Raw genomic sequence first — 24,785 nt, 5'->3', positions numbered from 1 at the left:
AGTGCGCCACCCGTTAGGACTCAGCGATGCCAGCGGCACCTCCAGTCACCATCCTCGGCAGCGACATCAGCAAAACTGTCGCCGGTGCGTTGCAATACATCTCCTGCTACCATCCACCCGACTACATCCGGCATCTCGCTGCAGCCTATGAGCGCGAACAGAGTCCGGCGGCGAAAAACGCCATTGCCCAGATCCTCGTCAATTCGCGCATGGCTGCTTTCGGAAAAAGGCCGATTTGCCAGGACACCGGGCTCGTCGTCGTCTTTGCCAAGGTCGGCATGGACGTGCGTATCGAGGCCGAAGGGAGTTTCGCCGATCTGGTGAACGCCGGTGTGCGCGAGGCCTACCTCGATGAGCACAATCCGCTTCGGCCGTCCATGGTCGCCGACCCGCTGTTTTCGCGGGTCAACACGCGCGACAACACGCCGGCGATAACCCATGTCGAACTGGTGCCGGGCAGGACCATCGAGCTGACCGTAGCGGCGAAAGGTGGCGGCTCGGAGAACAAGGCGCGCTTCGTCACGCTCAATCCGGCCGCGTCCGTCGTCGACTGGGTGGTGAAGACGATGGAGAGCCTGGGCAGTGGCTGGTGTCCGCCCGGCATGATCGGCATCGGCGTCGGCGGCGATGCGGAAAAGGCGATGCTGCTGGCGAAAGAGGTGCTGAACGACAGGATCGACATGCTCGACCTCATTCGCCGCGGCCCGGCCAATCCATTGGAGGAGATGCGGATCGAGATCTATGAAAAGGTCAACGCGCTGGGCATCGGCGCGCAAGGACTCGGCGGATTGACCTCGGTGGTCGACGTGAAGATCGCGGCCTATCCATCCCATGCGGCCTCGAAGCCGGTGGCGCTGATCCCGCAATGCGCCGCCAACCGGCATATCAAGCTCGTGCTCGACGGCCGCGGCCCGGTTTTCGCCGACCCGCCCGACATCACCGATTGGCTGGAGATTTTTCTGGAAGAGGCGGGGGGCGCGGCGCGGCGCGTGAACCTCGACACGCTGACGCGCGAGGAAGCAGCGACATGGCGCGCTGGCGAGACGCTGCTGCTTTCCGGCCGTCTGCTCACCGGCCGCGACGCCGCGCACAAGCGCATCGCGCAACTGCTGGAGCGTGGGGAACCTCTGCCCGTCGACCTCAAGGACCGCGTCATCTATTACGTCGGGCCGGTCAAGGCGGTGCGCGACGAAGTGGTCGGCCCGGCCGGCCCGACGACGTCTACCCGCATGGACGATTTCACCGATCTCGTGCTGCGCAGGACGGGCTTGCTCGGCATGGTTGGCAAGGCGGAGCGCGGCCCGGCGGCGATCGAGGCAATCCGCGAACATGGCGCGCCCTATATGATCGCGGTGGGCGGTGCCGCCTATCTGATCTCCAAGTCGATCAAGTCGGCCCGGGTCATCGCCTTCGAGGATCTCGGCATGGAGGCGATCCATGAATTCGAGGTCAAGGACATGCCGGTGACGGTGGCGGTCGACGTGACCGGCCAATCAATCCACGAGAGCGGACCGAGGATGTGGCGGAAGGTGATTGCTGAAGCCATAAGTTGAATTGCTTGGAAGTCTTTGCGACATGGCCTACGCTGCCGATAAATACCTTGCTTGAGATCAGTTCAGCGCGACAAAAGTCGGAGGTTCGGCAATGCCCACCAAAATCATCTATCAGGATCGGGTCGGGACAGGCATACAGGAGACGCTGCTTGCCGGCGAACACGTCTATGTTGCTGGCGGGATCACTGTCGGCTCCACCGAAAACCAGGCGATCTGGGGAACAACGGATGACCACGAGTACACAATCGACGGCTATGTGTTCGGCGACTACATGGGCATCCTCAACAATAACGATCTCAGCCGCAACAACCATGTCGTCGTCGGAGAAACAGGAACTGTAAGCGCGAGCTTCCACAGCGGCGTCTATTTGAGCGGTGGCGAGCACACAGTCGCTAATTATGGCGAGATTCGTGGCAGCAGCGGCATCACCATGTACACGACGTCGACGGATGGCGGCCAGTCTACCATCGTCAATCACGGCCTGATCCATGGCGATCACACCGGGATCGGGCGGCAGAATTCCGATGTTCGGGAGACGCTCGTCGTGACCAACTACGGCACGATCTTCGGCGGCACATACAGCTATTCCTATTCCGCAGGCGACTCGATGGAGCGGATCATCAACAAGGGCCTGATGATCGGCGATGTATCGCTGGGAGACAACAACGACCTTTACGACGGCAGGCTCGGTACGCTTGACGGCCGTGTCGAAGCGGGCAGCGGCAACGACAGCGTCTATGGCGGCGCCCAGGACGATCTGCTTTACGGTCAGGACGGCACCGACACGCTGATGGGCGGCGCCGGCGCCGACCTGCTCAATGGTGGCAGCGGGGCCGACCGGGCGTCCTATGCCTCGACCACCAAGGGCGTCATCGTCAGCCTTGCCAACCCGTCGATCAACAGCGGCGATGCGTTCGGCGACAGCTTCGTATCGATCGAAAATCTCTCGGGCTCAAACTATGACGATTTCGTCTTCGGCAATTCGGCTGGCAATGCGCTTAATGGCGGCGCAGGCAACGACTCGATCAAAGGCTATGGCGGCAAGGACACGCTGACCGGCCATACCGGCGCCGACATCTTCGTGTTCAACTCGGCGCTGAGCGCCTCGACCAATGTCGACACGATCACCGACTTCAGCGTGGCCGACGACACGATCCAGATCGATAACGCTTTTTTCACCGGCCTGCCGACGGGTGCGTTGGCCGCATCCGCCTTCCGCGCCAATTCAACGGGGCTCGCCGGCGACGCCAGCGACCGGATAATCTTCGAGTTCGATACGGGCAGGTTGTTCTTCGATGCCGACGGCAACGGCGCGGGAGCGCGAATCCAGTTCGCGACGGTTGCCGTCGGTCTCGGGCTGACCGCCGCGGATTTCGTGGTGATCTGAGGCCGACTAATCGGCGCGCGCCGCCCGTTCCGCCCGCCGCGCTCGCTGGTATTTGATTGCCTGGTCGAGCGCCACCGCCAGCACGATGACGGCGCCGGTGACGAAGGTCGACCAGGTGGCGTCGATGCCGAAGAAGATCAGGCCGCTGGAGATCACCTGGATGATCATCATGCCGACCACCGCGCCGACGATGGTGCCGTGGCCGCCGGATAGCGGCGTGCCGCCGATGATGACGGCGGCGATGACGACCAGCACGAAGTCCGAGCCTTCCTGCGGGTCGATGGCGCCGCGGAAGCCGACATACATGACCCCCGACAGGCCGCAGAGCGCGCCCATCATCACCAGCGTCTGCAGTCTCACCTTGCCGGTCGGAATGCCGGCGAAGCGGGCCGCCTCCGGATTGCTGCCGACCGCCTGCACGCGGTATCCGAAGCGCGTTCGGTGGAGGACGAAATGCATGATGACCGCCAGCACTACGAAGACGAGGGCTGCCACGGGCAGCACGCCGAACAGTTTTGTCGAGATGATGCTGAAGAAATTGCTCGACGTGTCCGACGGCACGATGGCGCGGCCCTGGTTGGCGACCAGCGAGGCGCCCTGGAACATCGAATAGGTGCCGAGCGTGACGATCACGGCGGGAAGTCGAAGGCCTACGACCAGAATGCCGTTCACGAAGCCCAGGCCGGCGCCGAAGATCACGCCGGCGAAGGCCGCGAGCCATGGGTTCAGCCCGGCGACCATCAGGATCGCTGCGAAGACGGCGGCAAAATTGAACATCCAGCCGACGGAGAGGTCGATCTCGCGGATGGCGAGCAGGAACACCATGCCGAGCGCCAGCATCCCCAAAAATGTCGTGTTGCCGAGTAGTGCGAACAGATTGATCGGGTTGAGGAAACGCGGCCGCGCCACCCCGACGATTACCATCATGGCGACAAGTGCGGCGATCACGCCGATCTCGTCGGGCAGCGTGAAGCGGCGACGGGCCGGAGAAGTTTCGCTCATGAGGCGGCCTTGCTGTTCTTGGCGCCGAGGTCGCCGGTGTTGATGAGGCGCAGCAGTGCGCGGTTGTCGGTCTCGCCGCCCTTGACCTCGCCGACCAGCCGGCCCTGGTAGATGACGAGGATGCGGTCGCAGAGGCCGATCAGCTCCGGCAGTTCGGTGGAGCTGAACAGGACGATGCCGCCATTGGCCGACATCTCGCGGATCAGCCCGTAGATCTCGCGTTTCGCCCCGACGTCGACGCCCCGTGTCGGGTCGTCGAGGAGGAAAACGTCTGGGCCGATCTCCAGCCACTTGCCGATGACGACCTTCTGCTGGTTACCGCCGGAGAGCGAATTGGCGAGCGACCAGGCCGAGCCGGCCTTGATGCGCAGCGCGTCGATCTGGCGCCGCGCCCGCTCGAAGGCATCCTGCGGCAGGTACCAGACGGGCCCATCGCCGCGCGCGCCGACGAGGACATTGGAGATGTTGAACAATATCGACTTGTCGAGCATCAGCCCGTTCTTGCGGCGATCGGCGGGCACGAGGCAGACACGACGCTTTGCGGCCTCGGTCGTGTTTTTCGGCAGGCCTTTCCCGTCCGGAAAGGTCACGCTGCCGCTGCGCGCCTGATGGAAGCCAAACAGGATTTCGAGGATGTCGGTCACGCCCGAGCCTTCGAGCCCCGCCAGCCCGACCACTTCGCCGGAGCGCGCCGAGAACGAAACATGCTCCAGCCGTCCACCAGACAGGTCGGAGACTTTTATACGCCGCTCGGTGACGCCGGGCTTAGGGGGTAGGGGCGGCGGGAACAGCGCCTCGCGCTGGCGGCCGATCATTGCCTCGATAACTTCCGGAATTGTCAATTCGGCCGTGTTTTTGGTCATGACGTCGCGGCCGTTGCGGGTCACCGTGATGCGGTCGGTGATCGAAAACACTTCCTCAAGCCGATGCGAGACATAGAGCATGGTGATGCTGCGCTGGCGCAGGCCCTGCAGCACCGAGAACAGCCGTTCCGTCTCGCGGCGGTTCAGCGCCGAATTGGGCTCGTCGAGGATGAGCAGGCGTGGCTCCTCCAGCAGCACGCGGCAAAGCTCGACCAGTTGCCGTTCGCCGATCGACAGGCGGCTGAGCGGCGCGCGCACGTCGACATGGAGGCCGAGCCGTTCCAACATGGCGCGGCTTTCGTCTTCCATCGCTTTTAGCGAGATCAGGCCGCCGCGTGTCGGCTCGCGGTTGACGAAAAGATTTGCAAGCACCGAACGCTCGGGAAAGAGGCTGAGTTCCTGGTAGACGATGCCGATACCCTGGCGATGTGCGGCGCGGGGGCTGCCCAGCGTCACCGGCGCGTCTTCGATAAAGATCTCGCCACTGTCGGCGTGCACCGCGCCGGCCAGCACCTTCATCAGCGTCGACTTGCCCGCGCCGTTCTCTCCGACCACGGCATGGATGGTGCCGCGCTCGACCTCGATGTTCATGTCGGCCAGCGCCACGACGCCGCCGTAGCGTTTGGTCAGGTGTCGGACGGAGATCAGGGACATCGCACGCCAGTGACGGAGTTGATTGCACATGTAACGAGAAAGGCGGTCCTGCGACCGCCTTTCGCAAGCTGTGAAATGAAAAGCCTCACTCCGATTCAGCGGCGATCGGCTGCGGTGCGGCGCCCAGCAGTTCGGCCGTCAGCGACGTGGTCCACGGCGCATAGTAGGTGGCCGTCGCAGCCGGGTCGGCAGCGAGCTTTTCCGCCTCCTCGAAGGTGATCTTCGGCAGGCCGTTCGCCATGTCGACGCCCTCGGATGTCACGATCTGCGAGCCGGAATTGTAGAAGCCCGGCTGCAGGGCGACGCCGTGGCGGATCGAGTTCACCAGCAGAACGATCGGCAAGTATCCCTGCACGAAGGCGCTCTGGCCGATGGTCACATAGGCATGGCCTTCCTTGATCGCCTTGAGATTGAGCTCGGTCAGGTCGTAGCCGCCGGCCACGAACTTGTCGCCGTTGGCGGCGTTGAGTTTTCCGAGGCTGGTCACGTCCGGCGCGCAGAGGCCGATCAGCGCGATGGCATCAGGGTTCGCAGCGTAAAGCTGCTCCCAACGGTTGTAGTTGTCGACGGCGGAGACCTTCACGTCGAAGGGGCCGAGTACGTTCAGTCCAGCCGCCGCCTTCAGCGATTCCTGCACGCCCTTGGCGCGGTTCTCGAGAACCGGGAAGCCGGGGAAACAATTGCCGATGATGACAGTGCCCTTGGCCGAGGCGCCACCCAGTTTTTCGACGATCATCTTGCCGAGGATACGCCCGCTCTCCACCGACTTCTCGCCGACATAAGGAGCCTTCACGCCCTGGCTGAGCAGGTTGTACTGCACGATCGGTACGCCGGACGAAATCAGTTCGTTCAGCGCGCCGGCCATGGATTCGCCCGGCACCGAGGTCGCGACACCCTTGGCGCCGGCATTGGCGAAATTCTGGACAAGCTTCAACTGGCCCTCCGGCGCGCCGCCGGCTTGCTGAGCGACGGTGAGCGTCACCCCGAGATCTTTCGCCGCCGCCTGCGCGCCGTCGATGATCTGCTGGATGAAAGGGTCGCCCTGCGAATGGGTGACGAAGCCGATCGTCTCGTCGGCTGCCCAGACCGTGGTGCTAATGATCAGGGCGGCGGCGGTCGCGGCCAGTCTTGCAGTCATGGTCTTCAAGCGCATGAAAATGTCCTCCCGAAATTTCCGTTGTGACTTTCGTATTGCCGCATCACCGAAGGCGAAGCGGATGTCAGATTGCGGTCAGACCACCATCGACGAACATGAAAGAGCCGGTCATGTAGGATGCGTCGTCGGAGGCCAGGAACGCCACGGCGCCGGCGATCTCCTCCGGTTCAGCGCCGCGTTTGAGCGGGATGTTCTGGATCTGCCATTCATAGACTTTTGGATCGGCCACCAGTTCGCGCACGATCGGCGTCAGCGTGAAGCCGGGCACCACGACGTTGACCCTTATGCCTTCGGGCGCATGATCGACCGCCATCACCCGAGACAGGCCGTGTACGCCGCCTTTCGACGAACCGTAGGCGATGTTGGCCGGCGTACAGCCCGACATGCCTGTCGGCGAGCCAGTCAAAACGACCGCGCCCTTGCCGGCCGTCTTCTTGATCGCCGCGACGCCATGCTTGCAGGCGAGATACATGCCGGTGAGATTGACGCCGACGATCTCGTCCCAGACCTCCTTGGGCAAGGCATCGACCTTGCGGTCGCGTTCGCCGGAAAAGATGCCGGCGTTGGAGACCAATATGTCGAGCCTTCCAAAGGTCTCGACGATCTCGACAAAAGCGGCCTCGACGGCAGGCTCATTACTGACGTCTACTTTGATGGCAATCGCTTCGCCGCCGGCGCTGTTGATCATCGCCGCGGTCTTCTCGGCGCTTTCGGCCCTCCAGTCGAGGACAGCAATCTTGCAGCCCTCCTCGCCAAGGCGGATGGCAGCCGCCTGGCCGATGCCGGAACCGGCGCCGGTGATGGCCGCGACCTTTCCTTTTAACCCGCGCATCGCTCCTCCCCAGCTCGCCGCGGCGCTGTCGCGCGTAAAGCGGAACGGCGTTATTTGCCGTCCATTTCAATGGATAATAACGTTTCCATTCTTCGCGTCAAGCAATGTGCAGCATCTGCTATTGGCATTGTTTTTAAAAGATTTCTCGACCAGAAATCGGTTCCATCATCTGCAGGCCTTTTAAGGTTCGGCGGTTGATCCCGTGCCGGCGCGGCTCAGGCAGCCTTTGCTGTACGCCCGTGAGCCTCCAGGCGCGTGATATCGGTCGCGAGCTGCTCGACGTGGTCGTAGGAAGCAAGCGAAAGCGGCGGCGACAGCCGACCGTCGGACACGACATAGGCGGTGTCGGCCACCTCGAATATCTCCAGCACTTCCGTGCAGAATATCACCACCGCTTTGCCGCTTGCGGCATAGTCGCGAAGCAGGCGATAGATTTCGGCCTTTGAATGGATGTCGACGCCGCGTGTCGGCTCTTCGAGCACGAGCAGTTCGGGCGAGCAGTTTAGTGCCTGCGCAATCGCCACCTTCTGCTGGTTGCCGCCCGACAGCGAGCGGATCGGCTGGCCGATCGATCCTGTTTTAACCAGGAACCGCTTCACGGCGGCCTGCGCCAGCGTCTTCATCCTTGCCCGCTTCAATGCGAGGCTGGGCCAGGCGATCTCCGGTATGCCCAGCCGCACCAGCAGATTGTCGCCGACGGAAAAATTGGAATAGAGGCTGAGCGCGCGGGTGGCCGGAACATAGGAGCGCAGTCGGCGCAGGCCGATATCGCCCGTCTCGCCCAGCCTGACGGCGCCGGTCGTGCGCTCCAGCCCGGCGAACGAGCGCAGAAGCTCACGCGCGCCGGAACCTTCGACGCCCATCAGAGCGACGATCTCGCCGGCGTGGGCATCGAAGCTGATGTTTTTGAAAGCGGTGGCATGCGACCACTCGCGCACTGAGAAAAGTGCTTTGCCTGCCCGATTGCCAGATGCCCGGTTACCGTTGGAGGTAATCTGCGCGCTCTCGGTCACGAGTTGGCGCGCCAGCCCGTCCTCGGTAAGGGCGTCGCCTGAAAGGATCGTGCGCACACGCCCGTCGCGCACCACCGCCACACGCGCGCAATGCGAGACGAGGTCGTTGAGACGGTGGGTGATCAGCACCACCATGCGACCGGACGCGGCCAGCTTGTCCATCTCGCGGAACAGCTCGTCGGACTCTTCCGCCGTCAGCGCCGAGTTCGGCTCGTCGAACAGGAAGACGCGGGCGTCCCGCGCCACGGCGCGGGCGATCTCTGTGCGCTGCTGTGTGGCCAGCGAGCAATCGGCCAGGGCGGTATCCCGCCAGGGCGTGAGGCCAAGCGCATCCATCACGGCTGCGTCGGCGGCGCCAAGTTTCGGCCAGGTCCTCGACGTCCCCTCGCGGCCCGCCATGACATTCTGCGCGACCGTCAGGTTCGGGAAAAGCTGCGGCTCCTGATGAACCACCGCCACCGCGTGCCAGTCGTCCGTAGGCGACCAGGGTTTGCCGTCAAAAGTCAGTGTTCCGGAACTCGGCCGTTCCTCGCCGCCGACGATGCGCACCAGTGTCGACTTGCCGGCGCCGTTCGGACCGGCAATGCCGAGAATCTCGCCCGGCCTGATGTCGAGATCGACGCCATTCAGCGCGACCGTGTTGCCATAATGCTTGCTGACGCCGTGCAGGCTGATGCCGCTTGCCGCGTTCATGCCGCGCGCCTCTTGCGCAGCGAGGTGAGGAACAGATCGAGCGAGACCGCGCCGATGGTGACCGCGCCGAGGAATATCTGCTGGACGTGGGGGCCGGGGGAGAGGAGGGCGAGGCCGATCTGAAGCTCGGCGAGCAGCAGTGCGCCGCCCAGCGTGCCGATGACCGTTCCCTTGCCGCCGGAGAGGCTGGCGCCGCCGATGATCACCGCCGCGAAGACCGGGAAGGTTTGCGACAGGCCGATGTCCGGCTGGCTGGTCTGGATGAAGGAGAAGTCGAGGATGCCAGCGATGGCCGCCAGCACGGAGCAGAGGATGAAGGCGGTGACCTTGTAGCGCTTGACCGGCAGCCGGGCGAGCTTGCCTGCTTCAGGATTGCCGCCGATCGCCATAAGCCGGAAACCGAACAGCGAGCGATGCAGCAGGAAGCCGACCACCAGCGCGATGCCGATCATCCAGAAGACCTCGATCGACAGCCGGTACTGGCCGATGCTCTGGGTCAGGCCGATGAAGAAGTCGAGCTCGCCCTGCGGCATCTCGGCATCCGGCGGCGGGTAGTTCGGGTTGAAGGTCGAGGTGTTGGTGATCCACAGCGACAGGCCGTAGAGCAGATTGTAGCTGCCCAGCGTCACGATGAAGGACGGTATCTTGAAACTGGTCACCATCAGCCCGTTGAACAGGCCGACCAGCACGCCGACGCCGATGGCGATCGGAATTGCCAGGTAGACCGAAACGCCCATGACGATCCAGACGACGGCCAGCGTGTTGGCCGCAAGGCCGTACATGGCGCCGAAGGACAAATCGATCTCGCCGACCACGATGACCAGCGTCAGGCCGAGCGCCATGATGGCGACGGAACTCATGGCGCGCAGAACGGAGACGCCGAGGACCGGATTGGCAAAATTCGGGTTGATGAAGATGAAGATCAGCGCGACGAGAATGACGGCCAGGAACAGTCCTCCCAGCCGCAGCACCACGTCGAGCGTGGCTTTTCCGACACCCGTGGCGGGCCGCGTCGCGGCGGTCTGCGTCGTGTCGGTCGTCATCAAGAACCTCGAATGCTGTTGAAACGGAAAGCGGGCAGGAAACCTCCCGCCCGCGAGAGATAGCTGGTGCTATTTCGCTTGCAGGGTGCGGTCGAGTTCCTCGCGCGCCTTGGCGACGTCGGCCTTCATGACGGCCTTCAGCGTCTGCGTGTTGGGCAGGATCTCGCCGTCCTTCAGGAACTTTGCGCAGGCCGGTCCGCCAAAGGCGGCCTGGTCGGGCCAGCGCTGATCGAGTTGTGCCACCTGGATACCCTTTTCGATGGCGTCGAGCTGGCCCTTCGAGGAGTTCCAGCCGATGGTGAACACCTTGCCTTCCAGCCCGAGGTCGACGATCGCGCGGTCGGCATGTTCGGCGCCGATGTCGACGTTCTGGATGAACTGCACGTTCGGATTGGCGAGCAGGAATGCCTTATAAACGTCGTATGTCTTGCCGGGCTCATAGGAGGTGTTGAGGCCGTTCGCCGCCGCCGTAACGAAGGCAGCGTCGGGAATGGCCGCCTTGATGCCCTCTTCAAAACCCTTCATGCGGCCCTGCGCCCAGAATTGCGTCGGGTCGCCGCCGGAGACGGCAAAAACCTTGATGTCGGACTTGTTGTTGTCCTTGATCCATTTCAGCACGGTCTCGGCGGCGGTGGCGCCTTCCTTGTCCGGGATCTGCGTGAAGTTGGTGAATTCATGGCCGCGCGAGGTGACGCCAGCCGTGAACACAGGGATACCTTGTTCCATCACCTTGTTGGTGATCGCGGTCATGGCGTCGGAGGAAACCGGCTCGATGCTCAGGCAGTCGATTTCGCCGGCCGCAAGCTTCGCCTCGATCTGGCTGACCTGCATGTTGGGGTCGTTCTGGACTGGGGCGATGGAAGCGCACTCCATCGGGTAGATCTCCTTGCCCATCTTGCAGCCCATCTCGAAGCCCGCTTTGTACTGCGGCGAGAACAGCGGGATGCCGGAGGCCTGATACGAGAAGACATAGTTGATCGGCTGGTTGTTCTTGATCTTCTCGGCGATGCGGTCGGCGAGCTTGAAAGTGCCCCAGTCGCGCTTCACCTCGAAGGGCGCGCCCTCGACCTTGTCACCGGATTTCGGAATCTGGCTCTCGCTGGATTCCTGCGCGAGCGCGGCGCCGGCGAGCGCCAGGCCGGCGCAGCCGACAGCGGCTGCAAGCATATGCTGGTAGATCGTCTTCACTTCAAAACCTCCCATTGTTGTCGTCTGACGATATGTTCCCTTGGTCCCCCCGGCGTCCCGTGCCGGGAGTTTTGCTTTCAGATGAGCCCGAGCACTGTTTCGCTGCGATAACCTTCCACGACTTCCTCGATGACCTCGATGCCGAGGCCGGGACCGCTCGGCGGGTAAATCCAGCCGTCCTTGTGGTCGAAGGGTTTTGTCACGAGGTCATGCTGCATCGGGTTGCGCAGCGGCTTCAGTTCGAACAGCTTGCAGGCCGGCGAGTTGAAGGAGATGGCGAGGCTGGCCGCGCTGACGATCGCCGACGACCATGCATGCGCGTTGGCCTGGCGGCGGTAGAACTCGCAGCGCTCGGTCACCTTCTTGAATCCGGTGATGCCCTCGGCGCGGCCCGGGTCGACGCCGATGACATCCACCGTGCCCGTCGCCAGCACCCGCTCGAACTGTTCGAGCGTCCACTCGCGCTCGCCATAGGCGATGCGCGTCGTCGTCTTGGAACGGAGGTTGGTGTAGCCCTCGGGATCCCAGGCGCCGAGCGGCTCCTCGATCCAGGCGAGGTTGTATTCCTCCATCGCCTTGGCGCGGCGCACGGCGTCGGTCACGTCCCATTTGATATTGATGCCGTTGTCGATCATCAGCATCTTGTCGCCGAGCACCTCGCGCATCGCTTTGACGTAGGCGACGTCGCGCTTGTGGTCGTAGCCGAGATTGGCGTTGCCGCGCTTGCCGAAGCCGGTCTTCAGCCCCTGCAGGCCGGTGGAGACCCACTCGGCGGTCTCCTCCGCCATTTCCTCGATGTTCTCGTAGTGGGCATGGCAGGAAGCGATCGCCGGCAGGCGCTCATGAACCGGCCCGCCCAGCAGGTCGAGCACGCTTCTGCCCAGCGCCTTGCCCTTCAGGTCCCACAGCGCGATGTCGATAGCGGCGGTGGCGTAGGAGGCGATGCCGCCATGGTAGCCATACCACCAGGCCTGCTGCTTGTTCTGCCGCCACAGCGCCTCGGTATGCACCGGGTCCTTGCCGATCAGGTTCGGCGCCATGCCTTCGATGATCGCCTTGGCGGCGAAGTTGGCCTCGGTGAACTGGGTGATCGATTCGCCCCAGCCCACCTGGCCGTCATCGGCGGTGATCTTTGCCAGGCAGAGATGCCGCAACGCATTGAAATCGTTTGGCTCCGGATAGCTGACCGGAATGGCTTCGACCTTGGCGATCTTCATAATGCTGCGTCCTAATTCTCAGGCAATCGCTTGAAGGGTTTACCCCCACCCCTAACCCCTCCCCACAAGGGGGAGGGGGACTTTGTCGTAGCGCTTCCAGTGCCAACCCTTGGCGGTGTTGGCCATCGAGCGGTGCCCTTGTTCCCCTCCCCCTTGTGGGGAGGGGTTAGGGGTGGGAGTAAGAGACCGAAGTTCATGACTACCCGATTGCGCCGCGAAACAGCGGCATGCCTTCGACCCCTACGTCGACCTCGATCAGCCGGCCCGTCATGGCCGCTCCGGTTACGTCGAAGGGGCCCATGTCGCAGCAGAACAGTTTTCCGCCCTTGCCGAAACAGCAGTTGAGGATGGTGCCGCCGGTCTCGACGAAATGCAGGAACTTGCCGTTGGTGTCGATCACGTCGACGCCGCCACCCGCCACCGCCGTGATCCAGAAATTGCCGTCGACGTCGATCTTGAAGCCGTCCGGGATATGGCCGTCGGGCAGCGTCCAAAGGTGCGTTTTCGTTCCGTCCGGTTTGCGGCGAACGACTTTCAGCGTGTAGGATTCGACCCAGACGATCGACCCGTCGGGCTCGGCGACGATGCCGTTCGGATAGACATAGTCCAGCTCTTCCAGGATTTTGGCGACGCCGTTCTTCTCAATGACGATGATGCGGCCGGGATGCGGCTTGTCGGCGGGATTCCAGTCGCCGGAATCGGTGAAGTAGAGGCGGCCATCGGCACCGAAGGTGAGGTCGTTGGGGCCGTCGAATTTCTTGCCGTCGGCCTCCGTTACCAGGATTTCTACCTTGCCGTCGGGCAGCGTCTTCTGGATCGATGGCGGACGATGCACCGGCGCCACCCAGGCACCGACATTGGGCGTCTGCGTCGAATAGACGGCACCGTCCGATCCTAGCATGCAGGCGTTCGGGCCGCCGCCGACGAAGGCATATTGGCCCTGAGTGTTGGTCTTCGGATCCCAGAAGCCGATCTCGCTGGCGTAGGTGTTGGCGTAGATCACGCGTCCGTCGTCTAGCTCATAGGGCCCCTCCGGATGGCCGAGGCCCGTCGCGCGGATCTTGATGGGCTTCTTCATAGTCTCCTCCCAAAAGTCCTCGTCTCGGATTTCACCAGTTGACCGTTCCGCCCGTGAAATTCAGGGCCTGTCCGGTCATGTAGGCAGCCTCGTCTGACAGCAGGAACCAGATCAGTCCGGCGCATTCCTCCGCGCTCGCGCCGCGGCCGAGCGGCACCGCCTTCTTGCGCTGCGCGTCAAGTTCGGCGGCAGTGATGCCGCGCTTCTTCGCCACGCCGGCCAAAAAATTGTCCTGCATCTCGGTGTCGACGATGCCGGGACAGATGGCATTGACCCTGACCGGCCGGTCCGCCAGCGCATAGGCGAAGGATCGGGTAATCGACAGGATCGTCGTCTTCGACGCCGCATAGGCCGCGACATCCGTCGAGGTCGCCAGTTTTGCCGAACTGGACGAGAGGTTGACGATCGCGCCGCCCGGATTGAGTTTTGGGCCGATGCCCTGGCACAGGAAGAACACGGACTCGGCGTTGACCGTCTGGACGGTCCGCCATTCCTCGACCGTCACTTCGAAGATCGGCTTGACGCGCAGCATGCCGGCCGAGTTGACGAGATAGTCGTATCCGGCGGCATCGCCTGCGAGCGCCTCGCGCTGAGACGGGTCCGACAGGTCGATGACGCGGGTTGAACAGCCTTCGCCAGCGAGATCGTTCAGCCGGCCTTCGTCGATGTCGACAGCCAGCACGTCGACACTTTCCGCGAGCAGGCGCTGCGCAACGGCCTTGCCGATGCCGCGCGCGGCACCGGTCACCACCGCCCGTTTTTTGCCGTTCCCAGACTTCATCGACCTCACCAAGGCGCTTTCACGCCGCCATCCTCCGCAACCGGAAACTCATTGAAAGTCACGACGCCGTGACGGCAGTAGCCCGGTAGCCGCCCAACCCTCCGGGCGACATCCAGATGACTATATTGAAACGTTCCCATGGCGTGCAAGCGATTTGTTTGCGTGACGAGAAGCGAGGCGAGAGTGCGTCGCGCGCCCCAGCGGTAAGAAGCGATCTGAGAGTGCTGCTGCGCCGATATCGCACACGATTCGGGATGATGTTGAATTTTCACGTCACGTTGACGAGAGGCGTGAAAATCCCGGTCAAACCATTGTGCAGTGCGGAAGGGCGTGCCACTTTCCGGGCTAGGGAAAAGGTTGCGCGGGCGGGAGTCGGTCGATAGCCAGTCCGTCCCAGTCCAATGGTCCCGGCCATTCGCAACGCGTCGGCGGAATTGCACTAATCCTTCCTGGTGGCGATTCCGATCATTCCTTTGGCAAATACACGGCCTTGAAAAGGCAGCAAAGCACAGCTACTAATGGAAACGATATCATGAACGGGGCGCACCCATCGCGCTCCATTTCGGGGACGATATGGCTGGCTTCAGGATCGCGGTGATCGAAGGCGACGGCATCGGCAAGGAGGTCGTGCCGGAAGGCATTCGTGTGGTCGAGGCGGCGGCCAAGGCCTTCGGTCTCGACATTTCCTGGGACCGGCTTGACTGGGGCTGCGATTATCACGCCCGCCACGGCCGCATGATGCCGGAGAAGGGGCTGGACCGCATTGCCGGCCACGATGCCATCTTCCTGGGCGCCATTGGCTGGCCGACCGTCTCGGATGTGGAATCGCTGTGGACGCTGCTGATGCCGATCCGCCGCAATTTCCAGCAATATGTGAACCTTCGTCCCGTCCGCCTTTTCGAAGGCGTTCCGTCGCCGCTCGCAAATCCGGGCGACATCGACTTCTGTATCGTCCGGGAGAACAATGAAGGCGAGTATTCCGAGATCGGCGGGCGGATGTTCCCCGACATGGACCAGGAAATGGTCAGCCAGGAGACGATTTTGACGCGCTTCGGCTGCGACCGCGTCATGCGCTTCGCCTTCAACCTCGCGCGCAAGCGCAAGAAGAAGCTGACGTCGGCGACCAAGTCCAACGGCATCATCCATACCATGCCGTTCTGGGATGAGCGGTTCCGTGCCAACGCCAAGGAATTTCCGGACGTGGCGACGGAGCAGTATCATATCGACATATTGACAGCGCATTTCGTGCGTCGGCCCGCGAGTTTCGACGTCGTGGTGGCGAGTAATCTTTTCGGCGACATCCTTTCCGATCTCGGGCCGGCCGTGACCGGCACGATCGGCATTGCGCCGTCGGGCAATCTCAATCCCGAGCGGCGGTTTCCCTCGATGTTCGAGCCGGTGCACGGTTCGGCGCCGGACATAGCCGGCCAGAACATCGCCAATCCGATCGGCCAGATCTGGTCGGGCGCAATGATGCTGGAGCATCTCGGCGCCAAGGACGCGGCGGACGCGATCGTGGGCGCCATCGAACGCGTGCTGGCATCCGGCGAGAACCTGACGCGCGACATGGGGGGCACCGCTTCGACATCCTCGCTCTCTCAGGCGATTGCCGACGCGGTTTCAAAACATCCGGCGAAGAAGGTGCTGGTCGATGGCTGAACTCGCTTTCGTCGATACGCATTTCCACCTGCATGACATGAAGCATCCAACGCTTCGCTACGGGTGGCTGGAGCCGGATGCCGTGCATGGCTTCCTCCCCGATACCGACCCGCTGAAGGCGCAGCGCTACCGCATCAAGGACTATCTCGCGGAGATCCGCTTCGCCAACGTGCCGAAGGCGATCCACGTCCAGGCGGCGGTGGACACGCCCGACCCGGTCGACGAGACGGCATGGCTCCAGGCTTTCGCAGATGAGACCGGTTATCCGCAGGGCATCGTCGCCGAATGTCATCTGGCGCGGCCGGATGCGGCAGGGGTGCTCGACCGGCACATGAAATTCGCCAACCTGCGCGGTATCCGTGACTTTGGCGAGGGCGACTACTATCTGAGGGATCCCGCTTGGCGGCGAGGTTTTGCCGAACTCGGGCCGCGCAACCTCGTATGCTGTTTGGACACCAGCATCGAGCGCGCCACGGACGTGCGCGATCTCGCCCGAATATTTCCGGAAACGGTCATTTCTGTCGATCATTGCGCGATTCCGAGGGCGCGCGATGCCGACTATTTTCGCCGCTGGCGGGAAGCGATCGCTGTTATGGCGGAGGCCGACAACGTCATCATGAAGGTTTCCGGCCTCGGCATGCGCGACCCGCTCTGGACGGTGGACTCGATCCGGCCCTACGTGCTGGGCAGCATCGAGACCTTCGGCACGGACCGCATCGTCTTTGGCACCAACTGGCCGGTCGACCGCATGTTCAGTTCCTATCCCGACCTGATCAACGCCTATGCCGAGATCATTTCCGGCTTTCCGCGTGCGGAGCAGGTGAAAATGTTCTCCGGCAACGCCGAACGCATCTTCAGGATTTGAGTCATGCCGGAAACGTCCGATGCCACCAAATCTGTCATGTCCGGCGTTCACCATGTCGGCCTGACGGTCGCCGACCGCGCAAGTGCCCTGAAATTCTGGGAAACGTTTCTCGGCAAGCCGGCACGGTGGGCGACGGTGCTCGACCGGCCTTATCTCGGCCGCATCGTCGGCATGCCGGGCGTCAAGATCAACGCGGCCTTCATCGATCTGCCGGGAGGGGTGATCGTCGAACTGCTCGACTACCAGGTGGAGGAACGTTCGCCCAATCCCGACCGTACGTCCAACCCCGGCAATGTTCACCTCTGCGTCAAGGTCGAGGATGCGTCGGCGAGTTGGCGGCGGGCCGTGGATGCAGGCGCGCGGCCACTGACGCCGGACGGGCCTGTCGACATCGACGGCGGGCCGAATGTCGGCGCGCGCGGGGCCTATCTGCGCATCCATGACGGGATTACGCTGGAGATCTTTCAGCCGCCGGCACAGGAGAAATCCGCATGATCAAGCGCGTCAGTTTTCTCCGGCGCAAGGACGGCATGAGCGAGGAGGAGTTCTTCGCCCACTGGACCGGACCGCATGCCGATATCGTCAGGCAGATGCCGGGTGTGCGCGGGCTGCGTTTTGGCCGGGTGCAGAGCTGGACACCGGAAGAATCGCGCTGGGACGGCGTCGGCGAATTGTGGTTCGACAGCGTCGAGGCGGCGCATGCGGCGTTCGCGACGGAGCCGTACAAGTCGCTGCTTGCGGCGGACCGGCCGAAATTCACGCGCGAGATCCAGGCCTGCTTCGTCGAAGAGAAAACCGTCGTCCAGCCGCCGGACGGCCGCTGAGAATTTCGGAGAACGAGATGCCTTTCGATCTGAATGCCGGTCTCGCGGGAAAGTCGGTGCTGCTGACGGGCGCGGCTGGCGGCATCGGCCGCGAGGTCGCGCTGGCCTTCGCGGGGGCGGGGGCGAGGGTGGCGGCGGTCGATATCGACCAGAAGCGCGCCGACGAAGTCGTCGCCGAGATGGAGGGCGGGCCCCATGTCGGCATCGGCTACGATCTCAAGCCGGTCGCCGGGCACAAGCCGCTGGTCGACCGTGTTGTAAAAGAGTTCGGCCGGCTCGATGCGCTGGTGCAGACGGCGGCCGTGCTGGTGCGGCGGCCGACGATCTTCGACGTGTCCGAGGCCGACTGGGATTTCCAGCACGACGTCAATCTCAAGGCGAGCTTTTTCCTGGCGCAGGCCGCTGCGCGGCAGATGGTTGAACAGGGCGGGGGCGGGCGCATCATCAATTTCACCTCGCAAGGGTTCTGGAGCGGCGGTTTTGGCGGGTCGGTTGCCTATGCGGCGACAAAAGGCGGCATCGTTTCGATGACCCGAGGCATGGCGCGCTCGCTGGCAAAACAGAAGATCACGGTCAACGCCGTGTCGCCGGGTGCGGCAGACACCGCGATGATGCGCAGCGGCATGGATCAGGCCGCGCTCGACGCGCAGGTCACGCAGATCCCGCTGGGCTACATGGCGCATCCTTCGCAACTGGCGGGCACCGTGCTGTTCCTCGCCTCCGACCATGCCGACTACATCACCGGCGCGACGATCAACGTGTCGGGCGGCTGGCTGATGTATTGAGGAGGCGACCATGGCCGGCGAATTTTTCGGAAAAGTCGCGGCGATCACCGGAGCAGGCCGCGGCATCGGCGACGCCATTGCCGCCCGCCTGATCGAGGAGGGCGCAAAGGTATTTTCCTTCGACCTGAACGATCCCGACGAGGCGCGCAATGGCGTGACCTATCTAAAAGTCAATGTTGCGGACCCTGGCAGTGTGGAGGAGGCCTTCGGCAGCATCGACCGCGAGGCCGGACAGATCGACGTGCTGGTCAACAATGCCGGCGTGCAGCGGGTCGCGCTTGCAGAAAACATGCGGCCGGAGGACTGGCATCTGGTCATCAACACCCATCTCACGGGCATGCATCTGTGCTGCGCGCAGGCGATTAGGCGGATGCGGGCGCGGGGCAGGGGCGGCGCCATCGTCAGCATCGCTTCGGCCGCCGGCATCGTCGGCATCCCAGGGCGCGGCCCCTACAGCGCGGCGAAGGCCGGCATCGAAGGTCTTACCCGCGTCTATGCGACCGAGACCGCGGCCGCGAACATTCGCGTCAACGCCGTCGCCCCCGGCTCCACCCGGACAAAACTGATCGAGCAGGGCTTGAAGGACGGTTCGATACGCGGCGACTGGCAGATCGAGCGCATCCCGATGGGGCGGCTCGCCGAGCCATGGGAGATCGCCGATCCCGTCGTCTATCTCGCCAGCGACCGGGCAAGCTACATCACCGGCCAGACGCTGGTCGTCGACGGCGGATGGACGGTGCAGGGGATGGTGCACATTGCCGATTGGCTGGTGCCGTCTCAGGCTGTGCCGGGTGGCTGAGCGACTTGCGGGCGACAATCAGCGGCAGCCGCATCCCACGGATTGGTGATAGGCTGGTATGACGCTCATCCTCTTGGCGGGGCGCAGGAGCGGCCGAGTATCAGCCTGGTCGGAAAGGTGACGCGGCGAGGGGGCAGGGTTTCATTGCCGGCAAGACGCTCAAGCAGAAGCTGTGCCGCCGTTCGGCCGATGTCGGCCATGCTGCGGTCGATCAGGGTGATCGGACCGGGGTAGAGCCGCGACAGGTCGGTCTGGTCGCAGGACACCAGCGAAATGTCGCCGGGGAACGAGACGGAAAGCTCCTGAAAGGCGCGCAGCACGCCGACCAGCGTTCGGTTTCCGCCAGCGATGATCGCCGTCGGCCGGTCGCGGGCCTGCAGCAGCGCCAGCGTCTCGCGAAAACCATATTCGGCGGACAGGCTCTGCGAACGGATCAGCTCTTGCGGCAGCGCCACACCCAGCCGCTCGAACGTCTCGGTGAAGCCGCGCACGCGTTCGCGGCCCGGCCTGATGTCGGGCCCGGCGGTGATCAGCGCGATGCGCCGGTGGCCGAGCCCGATCAGATATTCGGTCGCCTGGGCCATGCCCGCCGCATGATTGGGCAGCACCGCGTCGAGCGGCATCGGCACGTCGCGGTCGAGCAGGACGGAAGGCACGCGCAACGCCTCCAGGCGCTTCAGGGTGACCGGGTCGCGTTCGCTGTTGATGGTCATCAAAATGCCGTCGGCGCGGCCGCGCTGCAGCATCTCGACGGCGTCCGCCTCCTGGCGGGCGCGTCCGTCGGTGTTGACGAGGTAGAGTGAAAAACCATGCTCGCGCAGCGTCGCGTCCGCTGCCTTGAACAGTTCGGCATGCACCGGATTGGCGATGTCGTCGACGATGAAGCCGACCGTCAGCGTGCTCTTGCGGCGCATATTCTGGGCGCGCGAATCCGGACGGAAGTCGAGCGCGCTGATCGCGGCGCGGACTTTTACCAGCGTTTCGGGGCGGACCAGGTCGGGAGCGTTGAGGCTGCGCGATACGGTGCCGACGGAGACGCCCGAGACCCTGGCGACGTCCCTTATGGTGGCGGGCTTATCTCTCGCGATCGACAAGACCTGTTCCCATGTCGCCGACTGTTGGCCGGTTCGGCGAAGTTTCCCGGTACTTTCTCAGGCGCTACCTTGAACCCCCGTCAACTTCAACGCCGTGCCCACCGCTGTCCGCTGAAAAATGCAGATCATCCCCGGCTTGACGCTCAAACCCGATATTTTTCGATGACCGCCTTGTCCATTTCGATGCCAAAACCGGCGCCTTGCGGCACGGCGTACCAGCCATTGTCGAATTTCGATCGGTTGGCGACCAGCGCGTAGAACATCGGGTCGCGATGCGGGTGGAAGGTTTCGAGATAGGTGCCGTTGGGCACCGAGGCCAGCAGGTGCGAAGAGATCTGCGGCTCCTCGTGATGGCCCATCTGGACCGAAAAGCTCTGGGCAAGGGCTGCCACGCGACGCCATTCGGTCGGACCGCCGCCCCAGCTTGCGTCGAAATTGCAGACATCGATGGCGTTGCTCATCATCAGGTCGCGGCAGCCGGCGCGCGAAATCTCGCTCTGGCCGGCGCAGACCGGAATGCCGGTCAGGTTGCGCGCGGCCGCCATGTCGAGCCGGTCGTTCTGCCAATGCACCGGCTCCTCGAACCAGCGGATGTTCAGATCCTCGGCGTGGCGGGAGAACTCGACGGCCTGGCGCAGGCTATAACCCTGGTTGGCGTCGACGATGAGGGCGAAATCGTCGCCAACCGCCGAGCGGCCGGCGCGGACGCGCTCGGCGTCCTCCTTCGGCGTGCGGCCGCCGACCTTGAACTTGCAGCCGGCATAGCCGTCCTTGCGGATCTGCTCCATCTCGCGGCCGAAATCGGCGAGCGTCTTGCCTTCCTCATAGTAGCCGGCGATGCAGATGACCGGCAGTTTTTCGGCGTAGCCGCCCCACAATTTGTAGAGCGGAGCGTCCAACGCCTTGCCGACGGCGTCCCAGATGGCGCTGTCGACGCAGGCCTGCGCGCACATGGCGAGCTTGCGGTCGCGCAGGATGTTGGTCGACGGTTTGCGCATCTTTTCCCAGCAGCCTTCGACGTTGAAGGCGTCCATGCCGATCAGCAGCGGCTGGATCTCGTCGAGGATGATTTTTACCACCTCGGCCTGGGTCTCGAACTCGTCGCCATTGTAGATTTCGCCGACGATGCCGGCGCTGGTGTAGAGTTTTGTGATGATGGTGCAGCGATGGGTCATGAAATAGTTGCTGCCCCGAAATGTGCGCGGCAGCGGCATCGACAGCGGAATGCACTCTATCCGCTCGATCTTCAGTTTCGGAACCATCTGGACTCGGTTGATGCAAAATGTTGAAACGTTTCCAACGATAATCATGACGCGCCCTGACGGTCAAGGGCGTTCGTTGTGGAGCGCTGCCGGTGGCCGGAGGTGGCTACAGCCGCTGCGATGCGATATAAGCCATGCCAATGCCGTCAAATTTTGCGTCCCGGGATGGACCTGACCAGCAGCGCGGGCGGCGGCGGCAGATTGATGGTATGGAAAAAATTGACTGCTGGCGGAACCGTTTCAGTCGATTGGCAATCATTGGCGGTGGTTGGTGAATGAGGATTCCTGTATGCCGCCGGGGCGCGGCGGCAAGGCATGCTTCCCAAGCCGGTCTGGCCGGCTCCCTCCAGATGCGGCAACGGCCCTTTCCGGCAGCACGGATCGCCGCCACGCCCGGATTTTATCCCGTCTGGCCATTGAAGGTTTTGGAAGTTTCGCTTTTCGAGATCGGCCCGGCCGGCACGCGTCATGACGTATCCCGCCTCGGCGGCTCCAGCGCGTAGTAGGCCATCGCATTGGCATGCGCGAGAATCTCGTCGACCTCGCGGATGTTCTTGCGGCGCGGCGCGTCAGGATCAAAGCGCGGCAGCCGTCCGCCCGGTGGCCGCCCGCGCCGGAGTGGTGAAAAACGCCGGAACCGGACCGGGCCCTGCTTGCCGCCTGCTGCCGCCCCGTCGCGGGCCGCCCTGTCGCGTTGAAGGGCGGCGTCGTTGCGCGCCTTCCAGCGGGCGAAACGCTGCGCCTGCCCCGGCAAGTCGTCAAGTGCCTGACCCAGCGCGTCCAACCGGAGCGTCAGCTTCGCGGCATTCATCGGATCGTCGCGCGACGGCGGCGGCGGCAGGGGGATGCGTGGCGCATCGTCGTCGAGTGACCGGATGCGCGGTACGGCATGCGCCGGCACATATTTGCGGCGGATGCGGAACGGATTCTTGAGCTGATCGAGCAGCGAAAGGTTTACTGCACGTGGCCTGGCGGCGCGCCGTTCGGCGGCCTTCCGCTCGGCTTGATAGCGGGCAAAATCCTCCTGCGACAGATTGACGGCGAGGCCGAGGCGGCGCATGGAGGCTACCGTGTCGGAAATTTTTGGTTTGAGCTTTCGCGGAAGGAACGGCGGCAGCGTCACCACGATGCCTTGCGCCGCCGCGATGATCAGCCGTCGCGCGGCGGATTCGGCTGGGCGCAGCAGCAAAAGAATGGCGCGGTAGAGGTGGCGCGGCAAGCAAAGCGCCGCGGCCGGTTTTTTCCGCCCCGTCCTACCCGCTCGCCCCGGCCTTGGGGCAACAGCGGCTTCCCCGAGCACCAGCGACAACGGCCTGCCAAAGCCCATCTCGGCCATGCCGACGAGCATCAAGAGGATGTGTTTCAGCGCCTCCCGGTATCGCTCGATCGTTGCACTCGCATCTCCAAACTCCACCGCCGCCTCCTTTCCAGCACAGGCTGACGGATTATCGCACCGATCGGGAGGGCGGGGATGAAATCCTGAAAAACTCTTGCCGCGTGGCGGCGGGTGGTCGGCCAAGGCATTGAAAAGACTGGAGCGAGGTTTCGAAAGGAAAAAAAATTTGAAATGAACGGGCTTTTTCCATCCCCGTTTTTACGAAGGCCGGTGACCCTTTCGCTTTCCAGGATGCTCACGTCGCACTCCGTCCCGCACCCCTTGTATCTGCACAAATCCGATCTTGTGCAGATACAAGGGGTGCTGGACAGAGTGCGGCGTGGACGTTTTGGCGCACAGGACAGTATCCTTGACGAAGACGGAATAGGCGAGGCTGCCACCGCCACCAACACAACACATTGAAAAGGCTTGAGTTTTCGAGAGACGACAGCCGCCTTCGGCCTAGGCGCGAGGCCGTTCGAAAAGCATGTCATGCTTGCAAAACCAAGCGGAAACAGAGAGTTGATCGGAACCCGCGTGGATTATTGCGTAACAAGCATGACCAAGGAGGCTTGAAAGACCGGCAACTTTTTCCTGATGCTTTGGCTTGCCCGCATCCTGCCCACCGGATGACATTGAACAGCCTCGGCCATCGTTGGCGAAGCCGGCCCGACCTGATGGCCAACTCGGCAGCGCTCCAGCGCTCCACAACCTGGATCGTGGTTTGGATGGTATCCCCGAACCGCGCTACTCCACCCAGGCCGGTGTCTTGAAATCGTCCCAGGTGGCGCCGATGCCGGCGTCGACGGGCAGCGCCGCGCCGGTGATGCCGGTCGCCACGGGCGACGTGATGAAGGCGATTGCGGCCGCGATGTCGCGCGGCGACAGCACACGGCCGAGCGGGTGGCGGTCGGCATAGGATTGCAGGATTTCCGCGCCGTTGGGGATCGTCGCCAGCCGGCCGTCGAGCAGCGGTGTTTTTGTGACGCTCGGGCAGACGCAGTTCACGGTGACACGGTCGCGCGCCAGATCGAGCGCGGCGGCGCGGGCCATATTGAGCAGCGCGCCTTTCGAGACGCAGTAGGAGAACATGCCGTGCTCGGCCTGCAGGCCGTCAAGGCTGGAGAGCAGCACGATGGCGCCCGACTTTTTCGGCCGCATATGCTTTGCGGCCTCGCGCACGACCAGGAAGGAACCGCGCACATTGACGCCCATGACCTCTTCGAAATCGGCGAGCGGGGTCTCGAAGACGGGGCCGCCCGCGCCGAGCACGCCGGCGCAGGCGACTGCGACGTCGACTGGCCCAAGCGCGTCCTTCGTGGCGGCGAAGGCCTCGATCACGGTCGCCTCGTCGCCGGTGTCGCCGGTGAAGGCCAGCGCACTCCGGCCGATCCTGCGGATTTTCTCGGCGGCCTGATCGGCGGCGCCGGGCGTCCAGTCTAGGATGGCGACGTCGGCGCCGAGGTCGGTGAGCGTGAGGGCGGTCTCCAGGCCGATGCCGGAGCCGCCGCCGGTGACAAATGCGATCTTGCCTTTGTGAGATAGGCCGGGGAAGGGTTCGCGCGGGGTCATGTCCTGGCTTTCCTCAAATTTTTGATCCTTACGCCGCCCCTCATCGCCCTGCCGGGCACTTCTCCCCGTATACGGGGAGAAGGACGCTGT

The 24,785-nt window shown here is 63.5% G+C and carries 23 protein-coding genes; 8 read left to right on the top strand and 15 right to left on the bottom strand.

The genetic code is table 11. The features are described 5' to 3' along the window. The first annotated feature begins 26 nt into the window (after positions 1–26). Together ACH196_RS02580 and ACH196_RS02575 are read left to right on the top strand one after the other, a co-directional pair. Positions 27–1,553 carry a fumarate hydratase gene (locus tag ACH196_RS02580; RefSeq protein ID WP_396644677.1) on the top strand — a complete coding sequence of 509 codons (1,527 nt, stop codon included), beginning with the start codon at positions 27–29 and terminating at the stop codon, positions 1,551–1,553. 91 nt (positions 1,554–1,644) lie between these two features. Continuing rightward, on the top strand, positions 1,645–2,940 hold the full coding sequence (locus ACH196_RS02575) for a calcium-binding protein (protein ID WP_396644676.1): 1,296 nt from the start codon (positions 1,645–1,647) through the stop codon (positions 2,938–2,940). A gap of 6 nt (positions 2,941–2,946) precedes the next feature. Here the strand turns inward: ACH196_RS02575 and ACH196_RS02570 are convergent, their stop codons facing one another. The 10 genes from ACH196_RS02570 to ACH196_RS02525 form a co-directional block, all read right to left on the bottom strand. Beyond that, entirely contained in the window at positions 2,947–3,942 is a 996-nt protein-coding gene (locus ACH196_RS02570) for an ABC transporter permease (RefSeq protein WP_396644674.1), read from the bottom strand. Further along, complete coding sequence (locus ACH196_RS02565; protein WP_396644672.1) at positions 3,939–5,459, bottom strand: sugar ABC transporter ATP-binding protein; 1,521 nt, start codon at positions 5,457–5,459, stop codon at positions 3,939–3,941. The genes ACH196_RS02570 and ACH196_RS02565 overlap by 4 nt, the downstream gene beginning before the upstream one ends. Before the next feature lie 85 nt (positions 5,460–5,544). Continuing rightward, positions 5,545–6,612 (bottom strand): sugar ABC transporter substrate-binding protein, encoded by a 1,068-nt coding sequence (locus ACH196_RS02560; protein ID WP_396644670.1) that lies wholly within the window; start codon positions 6,610–6,612, stop codon positions 5,545–5,547. A 67-nt stretch (positions 6,613–6,679) separates the two neighbouring features. After that, entirely contained in the window at positions 6,680–7,447 is a 768-nt protein-coding gene (locus tag ACH196_RS02555) for an SDR family NAD(P)-dependent oxidoreductase (protein WP_396644668.1), read from the bottom strand. Between the two features lie 215 nt (positions 7,448–7,662). Next, the gene (locus tag ACH196_RS02550; protein WP_396644666.1) at positions 7,663–9,153 is read right to left on the bottom strand and encodes a sugar ABC transporter ATP-binding protein; all 1,491 of its coding nucleotides are present in this window, start codon (positions 9,151–9,153) and stop codon (positions 7,663–7,665) included. Beyond that, a complete protein-coding gene (locus ACH196_RS02545) occupies positions 9,150–10,196 on the bottom strand; it encodes an ABC transporter permease (RefSeq protein ID WP_349003612.1) in 1,047 nt (348 codons plus the stop codon). The genes ACH196_RS02550 and ACH196_RS02545 overlap by 4 nt, the downstream gene beginning before the upstream one ends. Before the next feature lie 69 nt (positions 10,197–10,265). Continuing rightward, a complete protein-coding gene (locus tag ACH196_RS02540) occupies positions 10,266–11,384 on the bottom strand; it encodes a sugar ABC transporter substrate-binding protein (protein WP_396644664.1) in 1,119 nt (372 codons plus the stop codon). A gap of 77 nt (positions 11,385–11,461) precedes the next feature. After that, positions 11,462–12,601, bottom strand: coding sequence for a mandelate racemase/muconate lactonizing enzyme family protein (locus tag ACH196_RS02535; protein ID WP_396644662.1), 1,140 nt, complete (start codon positions 12,599–12,601; stop codon positions 11,462–11,464). Positions 12,602–12,800: 199 nt separating this feature from the next. Then, positions 12,801–13,679: an SMP-30/gluconolactonase/LRE family protein gene (locus ACH196_RS02530; protein WP_396644660.1), complete on the bottom strand. Its 879-nt coding sequence runs from the start codon at positions 13,677–13,679 to the stop codon at positions 12,801–12,803. A gap of 31 nt (positions 13,680–13,710) precedes the next feature. Continuing rightward, entirely contained in the window at positions 13,711–14,460 is a 750-nt protein-coding gene (locus ACH196_RS02525; RefSeq protein ID WP_396644658.1) for an SDR family NAD(P)-dependent oxidoreductase, read from the bottom strand. 573 nt (positions 14,461–15,033) lie between these two features. Here ACH196_RS02525 and ACH196_RS02520 point away from each other — a divergent pair. The 6 genes from ACH196_RS02520 to ACH196_RS02495 are packed head-to-tail and all read left to right on the top strand — an operon-like array spanning position 15,034 to position 19,392. Next, entirely contained in the window at positions 15,034–16,119 is a 1,086-nt protein-coding gene (locus ACH196_RS02520) for a tartrate dehydrogenase (RefSeq protein WP_396644656.1), read from the top strand. Further along, positions 16,112–16,984 (top strand): amidohydrolase family protein, encoded by an 873-nt coding sequence (locus ACH196_RS02515; RefSeq protein ID WP_396644654.1) that lies wholly within the window; start codon positions 16,112–16,114, stop codon positions 16,982–16,984. Before ACH196_RS02520 ends, ACH196_RS02515 begins: the two co-directional genes overlap by 8 nt. A gap of 3 nt (positions 16,985–16,987) precedes the next feature. Beyond that, positions 16,988–17,479 carry a VOC family protein gene (locus ACH196_RS02510; protein ID WP_396644652.1) on the top strand — a complete coding sequence of 164 codons (492 nt, stop codon included), beginning with the start codon at positions 16,988–16,990 and terminating at the stop codon, positions 17,477–17,479. Beyond that, positions 17,476–17,808: an EthD domain-containing protein gene (locus ACH196_RS02505; protein WP_396644650.1), complete on the top strand. Its 333-nt coding sequence runs from the start codon at positions 17,476–17,478 to the stop codon at positions 17,806–17,808. The genes ACH196_RS02510 and ACH196_RS02505 overlap by 4 nt, the downstream gene beginning before the upstream one ends. A 17-nt stretch (positions 17,809–17,825) precedes the next feature. After that, on the top strand, positions 17,826–18,593 hold the full coding sequence (locus ACH196_RS02500; protein ID WP_396644648.1) for an SDR family NAD(P)-dependent oxidoreductase: 768 nt from the start codon (positions 17,826–17,828) through the stop codon (positions 18,591–18,593). A 10-nt stretch (positions 18,594–18,603) separates the two neighbouring features. Next, positions 18,604–19,392 (top strand): SDR family NAD(P)-dependent oxidoreductase, encoded by a 789-nt coding sequence (locus ACH196_RS02495; RefSeq protein WP_396644646.1) that lies wholly within the window; start codon positions 18,604–18,606, stop codon positions 19,390–19,392. Between the two features lie 65 nt (positions 19,393–19,457). Here the strand turns inward: ACH196_RS02495 and ACH196_RS02490 are convergent, their stop codons facing one another. The 5 genes from ACH196_RS02490 to ACH196_RS02470 all read right to left on the bottom strand — a co-directional run bounded on the left by ACH196_RS02490 (position 19,458) and on the right by ACH196_RS02470 (position 24,695). Next, complete coding sequence (locus tag ACH196_RS02490) at positions 19,458–20,486, bottom strand: substrate-binding domain-containing protein (RefSeq protein ID WP_396644644.1); 1,029 nt, start codon at positions 20,484–20,486, stop codon at positions 19,458–19,460. A 143-nt stretch (positions 20,487–20,629) separates the two neighbouring features. Then, the gene (locus ACH196_RS02485; protein ID WP_396644642.1) at positions 20,630–21,748 is read right to left on the bottom strand and encodes a mandelate racemase/muconate lactonizing enzyme family protein; all 1,119 of its coding nucleotides are present in this window, start codon (positions 21,746–21,748) and stop codon (positions 20,630–20,632) included. Between the two features lie 146 nt (positions 21,749–21,894). Then, positions 21,895–22,218 (bottom strand): hypothetical protein, encoded by a 324-nt coding sequence (locus tag ACH196_RS02480; protein WP_396644640.1) that lies wholly within the window; start codon positions 22,216–22,218, stop codon positions 21,895–21,897. Continuing rightward, the gene (locus tag ACH196_RS02475; RefSeq protein WP_396644638.1) at positions 22,215–23,162 is read right to left on the bottom strand and encodes a hypothetical protein; all 948 of its coding nucleotides are present in this window, start codon (positions 23,160–23,162) and stop codon (positions 22,215–22,217) included. The genes ACH196_RS02480 and ACH196_RS02475 overlap by 4 nt, the downstream gene beginning before the upstream one ends. Before the next feature lie 708 nt (positions 23,163–23,870). Beyond that, positions 23,871–24,695 (bottom strand): SDR family NAD(P)-dependent oxidoreductase, encoded by an 825-nt coding sequence (locus ACH196_RS02470; protein ID WP_396644636.1) that lies wholly within the window; start codon positions 24,693–24,695, stop codon positions 23,871–23,873. Positions 24,696–24,785: the final 90 nt, after the last annotated feature.

Source organism: Mesorhizobium sp. IMUNJ 23232 (genome assembly GCF_044326205.1).
Lineage (GTDB): Bacteria > Pseudomonadota > Alphaproteobacteria > Rhizobiales > Rhizobiaceae > Kumtagia.
The sequence above is the reverse complement of the archived record's forward strand: the minus strand, read 5'-3'. Positions and strand labels throughout refer to the sequence as shown.